The organism is Rahnella ecdela (genome assembly GCF_019049625.1).
Lineage (GTDB): Bacteria > Pseudomonadota > Gammaproteobacteria > Enterobacterales > Enterobacteriaceae > Rahnella > Rahnella ecdela.
This window is the reverse complement of record NZ_JAFMOY010000123.1, coordinates 14927-30242: the sequence shown is the minus strand read 5'-3', so window position 1 is coordinate 30242 and position 15316 is coordinate 14927. Positions and strand designations below refer to the sequence as shown.

Genomic DNA, 15316 nt, shown 5'->3' with positions numbered 1-15316 from the left:
CGCTCTCCAGCCCGCTTCCTGCGGGCTTTGCCGTTTTTGCAATAAGCAAATTTATAAAATCTACATATTGTGTGGTTGAAAATTTAAATCACCACATCTAGTATTCAATGCATCGGGGCGCCACGACGGCACCGACTCTCGCGCCTTTCCCCCGGCTGAAACAGCCGCACAGCGGGCAGGCAAAAATTGTCTCTGATTTCTTACTAGATGGAAATACGAATCATGAGCATTATTATTTACAGCAAACCAGACTGTGTCCAGTGCAACGCGACTTACCGTGCATTAGATAAACAAGGTATCGCTTACGAAGTTGTCGATTTGACTCAGGATGAGCAGGCTCTCGGGCAGGTTCGTGCGATGGGATATCAGCAGGTTCCGGTAATTGTGGCTGGTGACGACCACTGGTCTGGTTTCCGCCCGGACAAAATCAGCGCCCTGCGCCAGCTTCAGAACGCGTTCTGAGGCCCGGCGGATGAATCCGTTGGTCTATTTTTCCAGCAGTTCAGAAAACACCCATCGCTTCGTCGGCAGAACAGGATTGCCGGCGATCCGCATCCCGATAGATCGTCAGCCTGAAAAATTGCGCGTCGACACACCCTACATTTTGGTGGTGCCGAGCTACGGGGGCGGATCGGCCAAAGGCGCGGTGCCGACACAAGTGATCCGTTTTCTCAACGATGAACATAACCGTTCACTCATCCGCGGCGTTATCGCCGCCGGTAACACCAACTTCGGCGCAGCGTATTGTATTGCCGGCGATATTATTTCCCAGAAGTGTCAGGTGCCTTACCTGTATCGCTTTGAATTGCTGGGAACGCCGGAAGACGTTGCAAAGGTCAGACAGGGAGTAACAGAATTTTGGCAGCGACAGAACTAGCAATCACCGACCCCGGCACCCGCAGTCCGGACTATCACGCGCTTAACGCGATGCTGAATCTGTTCGACGCTAACGGCCAGATCCAGTTTGATAAAGACCGCCTGGCTGCGCGCCAATACTTTCTGCAACACGTCAATCAGAACACGGTGTTCTTCCATAATCTGGCGGAAAAGCTGCGTTATCTGGTGGAAGAAGGCTATTACGAAGCCGCCGTACTGGATCAGTACGCTTTCGACGATATTAAAGCGTTATTCAAACAGGCTTACGCCAAAAAATTCCGCTTCCAGACCTTTCTGGGCGCGTTCAAGTATTACACCAGTTACACGCTGAAAACCTTCGACGGCAAGCGCTATCTCGAGCGTTACGAAGACCGCGTATGTATGGTGGCGATGACGCTGGCACGCGGCGACATCAAACTTGCCAGCCATTTTGTTGATGAGATTATTTCCGGCCGCTTTCAGCCAGCCACTCCGACGTTCCTTAACTGCGGCAAAAAACAGCGAGGCGAACTGGTCTCCTGCTTCCTGTTGCGCATTGAAGACAACATGGAATCCATCGGACGCTCGGTCAACTCGGCGTTGCAGCTTTCCAAACGCGGTGGCGGCGTGGCCTTTATGCTGACCAACATCCGCGAAGTGGGCGCGCCGATTAAGCGCATCGAAAACCAGTCTTCCGGCGTTATTCCGATCATGAAAATGCTGGAAGATGCATTCTCTTATGCCAATCAGCTGGGTGCGCGTCAGGGCGCTGGCGCGGTCTATCTGAACGCCCACCATCCGGATATTCTGCGCTTCCTCGATACCAAACGCGAAAACGCCGACGAAAAAATCCGTATAAAAACGCTGTCGCTGGGCGTAGTTATTCCGGATATCACTTTCGAGCTGGCGAAGAATAACGAGGATATGTACCTGTTCTCGCCGTATCACGTCGAGAAAGTCTACGGTGTGCCGATGTCTGAAATCAGCATCAGCGAAAAATACCGCGAGATGGTGAATGACAAGCGCATTCACAAAAGCAAAATCAACGCGCGTGAATTCTTCCAGGTGCTGGCGGAAATTCAGTTCGAATCCGGCTATCCGTACATGATGTTTGAAGACACGGTTAACCGCGCCAATCCGATCAAAGGTCGCATCAACATGAGCAATCTGTGTTCGGAGATTTTGCAGGTCAATTCGCCGACGATCTACGGCGAAGACCTGTCTTATCAGGAAATTGGCAAAGACATTTCCTGCAATCTCGGCTCGCTGAATATCGCCTCAGCGATGGATTCGCCGGACTTTGGTAATACTGTAGAAATGGCGGTTCGTGCGCTGACGGCGGTGTCAGACATGAGTAACATCCGCTCCGTGCCGTCTATTGATCAGGGGAATCAGGATTCGCACGCCATCGGCCTCGGCCAGATGAATCTGCACGGTTATTTATGCCGTGAGCGTATTTATTACGGCTCGGAAGAAGGGCTGGATTTCACCAATATCTATTTCTGCACCGTGGCTTTCCATGCGATCCGCGCCTCAAACCAGATCGCCATCGAGCGCCAGCAGTCGTTTAAAGGTTTCAAAGATTCCACTTATGCCAGCGGCACCTATTTCGACAAATATGTCGATGATGCACAGGCCGCGAAATGGCAGCCGAAAACCGACCGCGTGCGAGAACTGTTTTCTGATGCCGGAATTACTCTTCCTGCCCCCGCAGACTGGGCGGCGCTGAAAGACTCCGTGATGCAGCATGGCCTGTATAACCAGAATTTACAGGCGGTGCCGCCGACCGGTTCTATTTCTTACATCAATAATTCGACGTCGAGTATTCACCCGATTGTTTCCCGCGTAGAAATCCGCAAAGAGGGCAAGATTGGCCGTGTGTATTATCCGGCGGCGTTTATGACCAACGACAATCTGGATTACTACCAGGATGCTTACGAAATCGGCCCGGAAAAAATCATTGATACCTACGCCGAAGCCACGCAGCACGTCGATCAGGGGTTGTCACTGACGCTGTTCTTCCGTGATACCGCCACCACGCGCGACATCAATAAAGCGCAGATTTACGCCTGGCGCAAAGGCATCAAAACCATTTATTACATCCGTCTGCGCCAGATGGCGCTGGAAGGCACCGAAGTTCAGGGCTGCGTTTCCTGCACGCTGTAACCGATTGAAAGGACTTAAAAGATGAGCGCAGTAAAACAATTGTTAGTGCCACAACCGGTCAGCAAAGCCATCAACTGGAACAAAATCCAGGATGATAAAGATCTCGAAGTATGGAACCGACTGACGTCGAATTTCTGGCTGCCGGAAAAGGTACCGCTGTCGAATGATATTCCGTCCTGGGCGACGCTGAGTGCGCAAGAGAAACAGCTGACGATCCGCGTGTTTACCGGCCTGACGCTGCTCGATACCGTGCAAAACGTGGTCGGCGCACCGACGCTGATGAAAGACGCGGTGACACCGCACGAAGAAGCGGTTTACTCGAATATCTGCTTTATGGAAGCGGTGCATGCGCGTTCTTACAGCTCGATTTTCTCGACGCTGTGCGCCACCGTGGACGTGGATGAGGCTTACCGCTGGAGTGAAGAAAACGTCGCGCTGCAGAATAAAGCGGCGATCATTTTGTCGTATTACGACGGCGAAGATCCGCTGATGAAAAAAGTCGCCAGCGTATTCCTCGAATCGTTCCTGTTTTATTCCGGTTTCTATTTGCCGATGTACTGGTCGAGTCGCGCCAAGCTAACCAACACTGCGGACCTGATCCGTCTGATCATCCGCGATGAGGCGGTTCATGGCTACTACATCGGTTATAAATTCCAGAAAGCACTGGCGCTGGAAAGCGTAGAGCGTCAGCGGCAGATCAAAGAGCAGGCGTTTGATCTGATTCAGGATTTGTACGACAACGAGATCCGCTACACCGAAGAATTGTACGACGGTGTGGGCTGGAGCGAAGACGTGAAGAAATTCCTGCATTACAACGCCAACAAAGCGCTGATGAATCTCGGCTACGAAGCTCTGTTCCCGGCCAGCATGGCAGATGTCAATCCGGCGATCCTTTCCGCATTATCGCCAAACGCCGACGAAAACCACGACTTCTTCTCCGGATCCGGATCGTCGTATGTGATCGGTAAAGCCGTCAACACCGAAGACGAGGACTGGGATTTCTAAAAACTCCCTCCCCTTCGCAAGGGAGGGAGTTAAATAAATGCCACTTTCTGATGTTGCCGTTATTTTTCTCAGCGTTAGTATAGAAACAGTGTTTCAAAACCCTACGCTATCAGAAAAAGGAAACATCATGCCGTATCAGGCCTCACCCTCCCGCTATGAAACCATGCAATTTCGCCGCTGCGGTCAGAGCGGCTTAAAACTCCCTGCACTGTCCCTCGGTCTCTGGCACAGCTTCGGTCATGTCTGTCAGCTGGAATCACAGCGAGGATTGCTGCAAAAAGCCTTTGATTTAGGCATCGCCCATTTTGATCTGGCCAATAACTACGGCCCGCCTCCGGGCTCTGCCGAAGAGAACTTTGGCCGGTTGCTGAAGCAGGATTTTGGCCCATACCGCGATGAGCTGATTATCTCCACCAAAGCCGGTTACGACATGTGGCCGGGTCCGTACGGTTCCGGCGGTTCGCGCAAATACCTGCTGGCGAGCCTGGATCAAAGCCTGCAGCGCATGGGACTGGATTACGTCGATATCTTTTATTCGCACCGCGTGGATGAAGAAACGCCGATGGAAGAAACCGCAGCGGCGCTGGCTTATGCGGTGCAAAGTGGTAAAGCGTTGTATGTCGGGATTTCGTCTTATTCGCCGGAACGTACACAGAAAATGGCTGAACTGCTGCGCGAGCTGCAAGTGCCGCTGCTTATCCATCAACCTTCTTATAATTTGCTGAACCGCTGGGTGGATAAGAGCGGCCTGCTGGATACACTGGAGCAAAATGGCGCAGGATGTATTGCGTTCACGCCGCTGGCGCAAGGTTTGCTGACTGGCAAATACCTTAACGGTATTCCGGACGGTTCGCGCATGCAGGTGGAAGGCAATAAAGTGCGCGGGCTGAACGCCAAAATGCTGTCAGAAGAGAATCTGAACAGTCTGCGGTTGCTCAATGAAATGGCGCAACAGCGCGGGCAGACGATGGCGCAGATGGCGCTGAGCTGGCTGCTGAAGGATGACCGTGTGACGTCAGTGCTGATTGGTGCCAGCCGTCCGGAACAATTGGACGAAAACGTCAAGGCTCTGGAAAATCTGCGTTTTACCGCAGAAGAACTGACGGCGATTGATAAGCATGTTGCAGATGGTGAATTAAATCTGTGGCAGGCATCTTCGGATAAATAAGCGATACATTATCCATAAATCATTACGGGCGGATTATAAAAATTAATCCGCCCGTTATTGCATACTTTATTTCTAACTCATTATTTCCAGGCGCCGCGCCGTTTCGTAATGATCAACCCAGTACTGATTATCCAGTGATGATATTGTCACGCCTTCAATTTTTGATGCGTGAATAAACTGATTATCACCAACATAAACGCCGACATGACGATCGCGCGACGATGTTTTGAAAAAAACCAGGTCTCCGGGCTTGAGGTCGTTTTTGCTGATCTTCTTCCCATCTTTTATTTGCTGGAACGTCGTTCTCGGCAACTGCTGATGCAGGGAAGCATTGAAGAGATGCTGCATCAGCGCTGAACAATCCACGCCTTTATGGGTGGTGCCGCCCAGACGATAATGCGTTCCCTTCCAGTTGGAATATTCAGACAGTAATGAAGCTTTAATCGTTTTTGAGTTGCCGTTTCCCACTTCATATACCGGGGATTCTTTTAAATTAAAAAGCTCTTTATGGGAGAAATTATGATTATTTATAGACGCAAATTCCTTTGGCATATCAAAGGCAAAGGAATGTGTGCTAAATAATACCGGGGCAAAAATCAGTAATGCCGAGACAAACGTTTTAATACGAAACATGCGCGACTTCTTTTAACGAAAATACCATTAATCCTTACCTGAGAACCCGGTGACGGTGCGGGTGACTCCTCTTTGAGTGCGCAAATAATAACCGCAGAATAATAAATAACCAGCCGGTAATGTGTCCAAAATTAGACCCAAAACAATTTTGTCTGTGAAACCAACCCCTTTAGTAAAAGGGGTTGGTTGAAACGTAAGGGCTACTCAGGAGAAGAATTTCGCCAGTACAAACAGTCCGACAGAAACATTGATAGCACCGCCGATGCGGGTGGCGATTTGCGCAAAAGGCATCAGGGTCATGCGGTTGCCGGAAGTCAGAATCGCCACGTCGCCGGTGCCACCCTGCCCGCTCTGACAACAGGAAACGATCGCCACATCAATCGGATGCATACCGATTTTCTTGCCGACGTAAAAACCGGTGCCCACCAGCGCCAGCACCGTGGTGACGATCACCAGCAGGTTCTGAATTGTGAAAGCATTAATCAGTTCCTGCCACGGCGTAATCGCCACGCCCACCGCGAACAGCACCGGATAGGTCACTGCGGTACGGAAGAATTTGTACACCGTCATCGAACCGTGCTGAATCGTCGGTGAAACGCCGTTCGCCAATTTCACCAGCACCGCCGTAAACAACATGCCGACCGGCGCGGGCAGGCCGATCCATTTTTGTCCTAGCATCCCGACCATGTACAACAGGATCGCCAGCAGAGCGCCACAGGCCAGTGCATTCACGCCAGGATTGCCTTCGAATTCGTCAGTCCCGCTGCCCAGCGCCCCTTTTTTCGATGGCATCAGCTGCCCTTCGCCGGTCAGATGCGGGTAGCGTTTACCGAGCTGATTGAGCACACCCGCCAGCACAATCGCCGTCAGGCCACCGAGCATGACGATCGGCAGAATACGTCCCAGCACTACACCCTGCTCCATATGCAAAATGGTCGCATAGCCCATCGACAGCGGGATCGCGCCTTCACCTACGCCACCGGCCATGATCGGCAAGATCAGGAAGAAGAAGGTTTGCATCGGCGGTAAACCTAACACGGTGCCCATCGCCATACCGGCGATCATCCCGACGACTTCGCCACACAACATCGGCACGAAAATACGCATAAAGCCTTGGATCAGAACCTGCCGGTTCATGCTCATGATGCTGCCGACGATAATGCAACAGATGTAGAGATACAAAATGTTAGTGGATTTATAGAATTTAACCGTGGAATCCACGACGACATCAGGCAGCAAACCGTAATGCACCATCGCAGATGGAATAAAAGTGGCGCAAATCGCTGCCGCACCGAGCTTGCCGACCACCGGTAAGCGCTTGCCGAATTCTCCGCAGGCAAATCCGAAGAAAGCCAGCGTCGCGACCATCACCACAATGTCACTCGGCAGTTTACCGTTCAGGCAGTCGAGCAGGATCAATACGCCCGCCAGCAGGAAGAACGGCAGCGGGATAATGCCTATCTTGTAGTTATCGAGAATGTGCCACCATTTTTGCCTGGCTGAAATACCGGAAGCTTTCGCCTCTTTGACTGCGATGTAGGAATCGTCGGTTGTGCTCATGACATTGCCTCTTTCTTATAAATACTTTTCTTATTGATGTTCTGAGCATAAGAAAACAGCAGGTCAGCCGGATGTGAGTTTGTTCAAATTAAAACCGCAGGGATTAAGGTTGTTATGGTGTTTATGGCGTTAATGTTATTTGATTTATAAGGATTATCAGATTTGTAGTAAAACGCCCTATTACCCTTGTAATCACTGAGTGAATTCATCGCTATTTAGATTGCCTGTTCACAACTCTGTCTTTATCCGATTACTGCCTTAACTGGCCCGTGGTACGCTTATTCAATGTGTGTCTTTACGTTGATGTTGCCGCAGGCCGTATGAAACTCCGAATGCCTTTTCAGGTAAAACTCTTTTTATCTCTGGTGGTATTTTCCTGCCTGTTGCTGGTGCTGCTGGGCGCTATTTTATTTCATATTATCGACCGTCAGTTGCATCATGACCTCGGCCAGCGTGCACGTGTTCAAGCCAGTGAAATCGCGCTGATGCCGGGACTGGCGCAAAAAGTTCAGGCAAGGGACATTGCAGGCATCGCCAGACTTATTCAGCCACTGCGCGATAAAAGCGATGCCAGTTATATCGTGATCGGGGATACCCGCGAGCTGCATCTTTATCATTCCGAATCGCCGGAGCGTATCGATCTGCCAATGATTGGTGGTGATAACGCCGAAGTGCTGGCGGGCAAAACCATTATTTCCGTCAGACAAGGCGGCATCGGCGTTTCGTTGCGCAGTAAAGCGCCTATTCTGGATCAAAATAATCATGTCATCGGTATTGTCTCCGTCGGTTATCTCACCTCTTATATAGATAATATTAACGGTCACCGTCTGGCGCAGGCCGCTTTATACGGTTTGCTTCTTCTATTACTGCTGTTTATTTTTTCGTGGATGTTTACCCGCAACGTTAAAAAACAGATGTTCTGGCTGGAACCTAAAGATATAGCGCTGCTGGTTCGCCAGCAAAAAGCCTTGCTGGAAGCGATGTATGAAGGTGTGTTTGCGATTAACGCTGAGAAACAGCTGATCTCCATCAACCGCGCTGCACGCGAGCTGCTCGATATCCATCAGCCCGAAAACGAACTGCTGGGGAAACCGCTCAATGAAGTGCTTGAGACGCCGCCCACCTTCTTCACGCAAAGCGGTATCAGTGAAAATAACAGTCAGCATGATCAGATTACGGTGCTGAACCAGAGACAGGTGATCGTCAACCGCGTACCGATAGAACTCGAACCGGGCAAGGAAAGCGGCTGGGTGTTCAGTTTCCGCGATAAAAACGACATTAATACGCTGAGTAGTCAACTGAGTCAGGTGAAACGTTACGCGGACAATCTGCGCATCATGCGCCACGAACAGCTGAACTGGACCGCGACCCTGGCGGGTTTGCTGCAGATGCAGCGTTACGATGATGCAATGCACTATATTCAGGCGCAGTCTGAAGGTGCGCAGGCGGTACTGGATTTTGTTTCGGCACGCTTCACCTCACCGGCGCTGTGCGGCTTGCTGCTGGGGAAATACGTCAGTGCGCGGGAAAAAGGCGTCGAGTTGCGTTTCGATCCCGCTTGTCAGCTAACCCGCATTCCGGCGGCGATCACTGAAACCGAGCTGATGTCGGTAGTCGGTAATTTGCTGGATAACGCTGTGGATGCGACGCTGAAAGCGCTTACGCCTTCTGCGCCGGTAGAACTGTATATTTCCGACAGGAATCAGGAGTTGCTGATTGAAGTTGCCGATCAGGGCAGCGGCGTGGACGATGCCCTGAAGCCACATCTGTTTGAACAGGGCGTGACGAGCAAGCCCTCAAGCGGCCATGAGGCGACCGGCGCAGAACACGGTATCGGGCTTTATCTGGTAGCCGGATATGTCCGTCAGGCCGGTGGCAGCATCGAAATCTCAGACAATACGCCGCAAGGTACGATATTTTCAGTCTTTATCCCGACTTCGGCGGATGCTTTAACAGGAACGAATCATGAATAACAGCAGCGCTCTTGATGTGGTGATTGTGGAAGACGAGCCGCATCTGGCCGGACTGCACCGCGATTTCATCGAGCAAAATTTCAATCTGCGTGTCGTGGGCATCGCCGCGACGCTGGAACAGGCGCGCTCGTTGCTGCGTCTGCATGAGCCACGACTGATTTTGCTCGATAATTATTTACCAGACGGCCAGGGTGTGGATCTTATCGACAGCGCGCTGTTGAAAAGCTTCGATTGCACAGTAATTTTCATTACCGCCGCCAGCGACATGCAAACCTGTAGCCATGCGATGCGCAGCGGCGCGTTCGATTACATTATTAAACCGGTGTCTTTCCACCGGCTGCAAAGTTCGCTGGAACGTTTTATGCAGCTGGTGCAAACGCTGCGCAATGTGAAAGTGGTCGATCAGCGGGCGCTGGATAAGTTGTTCAATCTGCCCGCCAGCGATACGCCGGCAGCCCCTTCTGCTAAAGGCATCGAGCCGAATACGCTCGAACTGGTTCAGCGCGTTTTCAACGCGAAACCGAACGTCAGCTGGTCTGTAGAAGAGGTTGTTGAGGAAGTTGGGATCAGTAAAACGACAGGCCGTCGTTATCTGGAATATTGCGTGGAAATTGGCTTTATCGGGGTCGAGATGCAGTACGGAAATATCGGCCATCCGAGACGATTATATCGCAAAATAGCAGACCAGGAAAAATCCGTATCCTGAGTCTGAATTTTGGCCTTTTCCCATGACGAATTTCGCTCTCTCTGCCGGTGTTCTCACCGGCGAATTTCCGGCAGACACCGCCGGTTCTGGTCAATATTTCTCAGCACATGCATCTTTCAGACAACTGGTAAATTTGCGGCGTTCACTCAAATCTGAAATCTCTATTTACACCTGTAAAAACACACGGAGCCACACGCATTAACTCCCTATAAATCACGCAATTACCGCTTCCTAAAACCCCACAAAAACAAAAGATATTATTGCCAATAAAAACAATAAGTTAATTATATTTCCGACAGGTATATCAGTCAGTTAATTAGAGAAGTCCACTCAGAATTTAGCGCGGGATAATTTGTCATTTATTGTCAGCCCTAACTTACCTAAATTAAACACTGAAAATACAGATAAATACGCCATCACAAACACAATCATGAATATTCCCCGGAAACATTGAGACTTGTCTCAGAATTTCGATGTGTTAGGGTATATGCCGTTCACTATTTTGTTACAGGCAAAATCCTATACGGTCCAACACAAAAACTAGATATCGAGCCGATACGGCTATTTATATCCAAGGAATGCACATTGCATGGCAATTAAAATCGAAGTAAAGAATCTTTATAAGGTCTTTGGCGAAAACCCGGATCGCGCTTTCAAGATGATTGACGCAGGCAAGGGTAAAGAAGAAATTTTTGAGAAAACCGGTCTTTCACTTGGCGTTAAAAATGCCAGTCTGGCCATTGAAGAAGGCGAGATTTTCGTCATCATGGGGTTATCCGGTTCCGGTAAATCCACCATGGTACGCCTTCTCAATCGTCTGATAGAGCCCACCCGTGGCGAAGTCCTGATCGACGGCGAAGACATCGCCAAAATCTCAGAATCAAAATTGCGCCAGGTGCGCCGCAGTAAAATCAGTATGGTGTTTCAGTCGTTTGCGCTGATGCCACACCTGACCGTGTTGAATAACACCGCGTTTGGTATGGAACTGGCCGGTGTCCCGGTCGAAGAGCGCAATGCCAAAGCGATTGACGCGTTGCGTCAGGTCGGGCTGGAAAACTATGCCAATTCTTATCCTGATGAATTGTCGGGCGGTATGCGCCAGCGTGTCGGTTTAGCTCGCGCGATGGCCAATAACCCTGACATTCTGCTGATGGATGAAGCCTTCTCGGCGCTTGATCCGTTAATTCGTACCGAAATGCAGGATGAGCTGGTGAAGCTTCAGGCGCAGCATCAGCGCACCATCGTGTTCATTTCCCATGATCTAGACGAAGCCATGCGCATTGGCGACCGCATCGCCATTATGCAGGGCGGCGAAGTAGTGCAGGTCGGCACACCGGAAGATATTCTCAACAATCCGGCCAACGACTATGTGCGCACGTTTTTCCGTGGCGTCGATATCAGTCAGGTATTTAGTGCCAAAGACATTGCCCGCCGTCGTGGCGCGCTTATTCGTAAAACCCCCGGTTTTGGTCCGCGTGCCGCTCTCAAGCTGCTCGAAGACGAAGACCGCGAATATGGTTATGTGCTTGAACGTGGACAGAAATTCATCGGCGTAGTGTCGATTGAATCCCTGAAAACTGCGCTGAAAGCCAATCTGACGCTGGAAAGCGCACTGCTGGAATCTCCGGCATCCGTGCAGGCAGATATGCCGCTCAGCGAACTGATTTCCTATGTCGCCGCCGCGCCTTGCGCCGTGCCGGTGGTCAATGAGGACAATAACTATATCGGCATTATTTCCAAAGCCATGTTGCTTCAGGCTCTGGATAAAGAAGGGGGTAACGAATGAGTCTTTCAAGCATACATAACACTATTGTTCAGCACGCACAGGCCGCTCAGGCACAGGTTCCCGACGCGTCCGTCGATCCGTGGGGTGCCGATAACGCCAGTAGCAGCGTTGCGGCTCAGCCCGATGCTGCCGCGAACGCCGCGGCCAGCAGCGATCCGTGGGGGGGCGCCAGCGATGCCGCGACCAGCACTCCGGACACCACGCACCACGCCGCAGCTCAGGCCAATGACTGGCTGACCGTCGCGCCTGAACATCATCAGCATTTTAATATTCTCGATCCGTTTCACAACACGCTGATCCCGCTAGACCATTGGGTCACCCACGGGATCGACTGGCTTGTGACCAACTTCCGCCCGGTATTCCAGGGGATCCGTGTGCCGGTCGATTTCGTACTGAGCGGTTTCCAGCACGGTCTGGAATCTCTGCCAGCACCGATTGCGATCCTGGTCTTCGCGCTGCTCGCCTGGCAAATGGCCGGTTTCGGTATGGGTGCTGCCACGCTGGTGTCACTGGTGCTGATCGGCGCAATCGGTGCCTGGTCACAGGCCATGGTGACGCTGGCGCTGGTGCTGACCTCGCTGTTCTTCTGTATTTTGATAGGCTTGCCGCTCGGCATATGGCTGGCCCGCAGTCAGAGGGCCGCCAAAATTATCAGGCCATTGCTTGATGCCATGCAGACTACGCCTGCATTCGTCTATCTGGTGCCAATCGTCATGCTGTTTGGTATCGGGAACGTGCCGGGTGTGGTGGTGACGATTATCTTCGCCCTGCCGCCGGTGGTGCGTCTGACTATTCTGGGTATCAATCAGGTACCGGAAGACCTGATCGAAGCCGCGAAATCTTTCGGTTCCAGCCCGAGCCAGATGCTGTTTAAAGTTCAGCTGCCGCTGGCGATGCCGACCATCATGGCCGGCATTAACCAGACGCTGATGCTGGCGCTGTCGATGGTGGTTATCGCCTCGATGATCGCGGTCGGTGGTCTGGGTCAGATGGTACTGCGTGGTATCGGCCGTCTGGACATGGGTCTGGCATCAGTCGGTGGTGCGGGTATTGTTATCCTCGCCATTATCCTTGACCGTCTCACCCAGTCGATGGGTCGCGACAGTCGCAGTAAAGGCGGTCACCGCTGGTTCACCCGCGGTCCTGTCGGTCTGGTGATGAAACCTTTCACTAAGAAAGCCTGATTCACCCGCTGCACTTTTCCCGGCAGTTCGCTGCCGGGAACTTTCAAAAAGCTAAAACATCGCAGTCCACTCTTACGTATTCATAAGCCACAAACTTAAAAAGAATAAGGGTTCACCATGCGCACAACTCAGAAAAAAGCACTCATCCTCGCATTATCTATTGCGACACCCGCCGCTTTCGCTGCTGATTTACCGGGCAAAGGCGTGATCGTCAAACCGTTGCAAAGCACCATCGCAGAAGAAACTTTCCAGACCGAACTGGTTAACCGCGCACTGCAAGAACTGGGCTACGACGTTCAGCAAACCGGTGAAGTGGATTACAACGTCGCCTATACCGCGATTGCCAGTGGCGATTCCACTTATATGGCGGTGAACTGGGATCCGCTGCAAAAAGATATGTATGCCTCAGCCGGTGGCGACCAGAAATTCTACCGTCAGGGCACGTACATCGGCGGCGCAGCGCAGGGTTATCTGATCGACAAGAAAACCGCGGACAAATATCACATCCACGATTTGTCGCAGCTGAAAGACCCGAAAATCGCCAAATTGTTTGACGCCGACGGTGACGGTAAAGCCGATATGGCAGGCTGTAATCCGGGCTGGGTCTGCGGTCAGGTGATCAGTACACAACTCAAAGCTTATGGCCTGAACGATACCGTGACGCAAAATGAGGGCAACTATTCGGCCATTATTGCTGACACCCTCACCCGCTTTAAATCCGGCAAACCGGTGCTCTATTACACCTGGACGCCGTACTGGGTCAGTAACGAGATGAAACCGGGCAAAGACGTGGTCTGGCTGACGGTGCCGTTCTCTGCTAATCCGGGCTCTCTGAAAGACATGGACACCACGCTGCCGAACGGCAAGAACTACGGTTTCCCGGTCAACAACGAACACATCGTGGCGAATAAAGCCTGGGCAGAGAAAAACCCGGCGGCCGCGAAACTGTTCGCCATCATGAAATTGCCACTGGCTGATGTGAATGCGCAGAACTTGCGGATGCACGAAGGTGAATCTTCTTCCGAGGATATTCAGCAACACGTCGACGGCTGGATCAAGGCGCATCAGGCGACCTTCGATGGCTGGATCAAAGAAGCTGCCGCTGCTGCAGCAAAATAATAATCAAAGATAAAATCTGAGGAATTTATGAAAAAGACAGGACTCTGGGCGCTCGCCGCTCTTACAACATTTGCCACAGCTACCACCTTCGCCGCCGATCTGCCGGGTAAAGGCATTAAGGTTACGCCAATTCAGAGCAGCATCAGCGAAGAAACCTTCCAGACTGAGCTGGTAAACAAAGCGCTGGAAAAACTGGGCTACGATGTTCTGCCAATTCGCGAAGTCGATTACAACGTGGGCTATACCACTCTGGCTGCCGGTGATGCGACCTTTACCGCCGTTAACTGGACGCCGCTGCATGATGAAATGTACAAAGCAGCCGGTGGCGATAAGGTCTTTTACCGCGAAGGCACATATATCACGGGCGCGGCACAAGGCTGGCTTATTGATAAGAAAACCGCCGATAAGTATCACATTACCAATGTCGCTCAGCTGAAAGACCCGAAACTGGCAAAAATTTTTGATACCAACGGCGACGGTAAAGCCGATCTGACCGGTTGTACACCAGGCTGGGGTTGTGAAGCGGTGCTGAATGAACAGCTGAAAGCTTTTGGTCTGGAAGATACCGTGACCAACAATCAGGGTAACTATGCTGCGATGATCGCCGATACCATTACGCGCTACAAAGAAGGCAAACCTGTGTTTTATTACACCTGGACGCCGTACTGGGTGAGCAGCATTATGGTGCCGGGCAAAGATGTTGTGTGGTTGCAGGTGCCATTCTCCGTGGTGCCTGGCGAGAAAAACGCCAACACTGAGCTGCCAAATGGCAAGAACTACGGTTTCCCGGTCAGCACCATGCGTATCGTAGCGAACCGCGCCTGGACTGAGAAAAACCCGGCAGCGGCAAAACTGTTTGCCATCATGAAACTGCCTTTGAAAGACATTAATGCGCAGAACGCTGCTATGCACGCTGGTCAGAATTCAGAAGCCGATATCAACGCACAGACTGACGGCTGGATCAAAGCCCACCAGGAAGTGTTCGATGGCTGGATTAAAGAATCATTGGCTGCTGCGAAATAACACAGCACGAACGTTGTAAGATCAGCGGGCGGGGAGAAATCCCCGCCCGTTTTATTGTGGGTGTATAAAAAAAACGCTATTGCAAAACCAAATAGTTGCCATGAAAACTATTCATTGGTTTAATATTTCAACTAAAAC

General features: G+C 51.4%; 13 protein-coding genes. 11 read left to right on the top strand and 2 right to left on the bottom strand.

Features of this window, described 5'->3' with window-relative positions; all coding sequences use genetic code 11:
* Positions 1-222 precede the first annotated feature (222 nt).
* The 5 genes from nrdH (at position 223) to mgrA (ending at position 5194) form a co-directional block, all read left to right on the top strand.
* On the top strand, positions 223-462 hold the full coding sequence (gene nrdH, locus J1784_RS10265; protein WP_013574097.1) for a glutaredoxin-like protein NrdH: 240 nt from the start codon (positions 223-225) through the stop codon (positions 460-462).
* Between the two features lie 10 nt (positions 463-472).
* On the top strand, positions 473-877 hold the full coding sequence (nrdI, locus tag J1784_RS10260) for a class Ib ribonucleoside-diphosphate reductase assembly flavoprotein NrdI (RefSeq protein WP_217149120.1): 405 nt from the start codon (positions 473-475) through the stop codon (positions 875-877).
* Positions 859-3021, top strand: coding sequence for a class 1b ribonucleoside-diphosphate reductase subunit alpha (nrdE, locus tag J1784_RS10255; protein WP_217149119.1), 2163 nt, complete (start codon positions 859-861; stop codon positions 3019-3021). The genes nrdI and nrdE overlap by 19 nt, the downstream gene beginning before the upstream one ends.
* A gap of 21 nt (positions 3022-3042) precedes the next feature.
* Positions 3043-4026: a class 1b ribonucleoside-diphosphate reductase subunit beta gene (gene nrdF, locus J1784_RS10250; protein WP_217149118.1), complete on the top strand. Its 984-nt coding sequence runs from the start codon at positions 3043-3045 to the stop codon at positions 4024-4026.
* 127 nt (positions 4027-4153) lie between these two features.
* A complete protein-coding gene (mgrA, locus tag J1784_RS10245; protein ID WP_217149117.1) occupies positions 4154-5194 on the top strand; it encodes an L-glyceraldehyde 3-phosphate reductase in 1041 nt (346 codons plus the stop codon).
* Positions 5195-5266: 72 nt separating this feature from the next.
* Here mgrA and J1784_RS10240 read toward each other — a convergent pair whose 3' ends face one another.
* Both J1784_RS10240 and J1784_RS10235 read right to left on the bottom strand, forming a co-directional pair.
* Positions 5267-5827, bottom strand: coding sequence for an NlpC/P60 family protein (locus J1784_RS10240; RefSeq protein WP_217149116.1), 561 nt, complete (start codon positions 5825-5827; stop codon positions 5267-5269).
* Positions 5828-6031: 204 nt separating this feature from the next.
* A complete protein-coding gene (locus tag J1784_RS10235; protein ID WP_217149115.1) occupies positions 6032-7387 on the bottom strand; it encodes a 2-hydroxycarboxylate transporter family protein in 1356 nt (451 codons plus the stop codon).
* Between the two features lie 320 nt (positions 7388-7707).
* Between J1784_RS10235 and J1784_RS10230 the strand changes: the two genes are divergently transcribed.
* The 6 genes from J1784_RS10230 to proX (J1784_RS10205) all read left to right on the top strand — a co-directional run bounded on the left by J1784_RS10230 (position 7708) and on the right by proX (J1784_RS10205) (position 15178).
* On the top strand, positions 7708-9360 hold the full coding sequence (locus J1784_RS10230; RefSeq protein WP_217149114.1) for an ATP-binding protein: 1653 nt from the start codon (positions 7708-7710) through the stop codon (positions 9358-9360).
* A complete protein-coding gene (locus J1784_RS10225; RefSeq protein ID WP_217149113.1) occupies positions 9353-10066 on the top strand; it encodes a response regulator in 714 nt (237 codons plus the stop codon). The genes J1784_RS10230 and J1784_RS10225 overlap by 8 nt, the downstream gene beginning before the upstream one ends.
* A gap of 589 nt (positions 10067-10655) precedes the next feature.
* Positions 10656-11852, top strand: coding sequence for a glycine betaine/L-proline ABC transporter ATP-binding protein ProV (gene proV, locus J1784_RS10220; protein WP_217149112.1), 1197 nt, complete (start codon positions 10656-10658; stop codon positions 11850-11852).
* Positions 11849-13036: a glycine betaine/L-proline ABC transporter permease ProW gene (gene proW / locus J1784_RS10215; protein ID WP_217149111.1), complete on the top strand. Its 1188-nt coding sequence runs from the start codon at positions 11849-11851 to the stop codon at positions 13034-13036. The genes proV and proW overlap by 4 nt, the downstream gene beginning before the upstream one ends.
* Positions 13037-13153: 117 nt before the next feature.
* Positions 13154-14155, top strand: a complete 1002-nt coding sequence (gene proX, locus J1784_RS10210; protein WP_217149110.1) for a glycine betaine/L-proline ABC transporter substrate-binding protein ProX — start codon at positions 13154-13156, stop codon at positions 14153-14155.
* A gap of 27 nt (positions 14156-14182) precedes the next feature.
* Entirely contained in the window at positions 14183-15178 is a 996-nt protein-coding gene (gene proX, locus J1784_RS10205) for a glycine betaine/L-proline ABC transporter substrate-binding protein ProX (RefSeq protein ID WP_217149109.1), read from the top strand.
* The last annotated feature ends 138 nt before the right edge of the window (positions 15179-15316 follow it).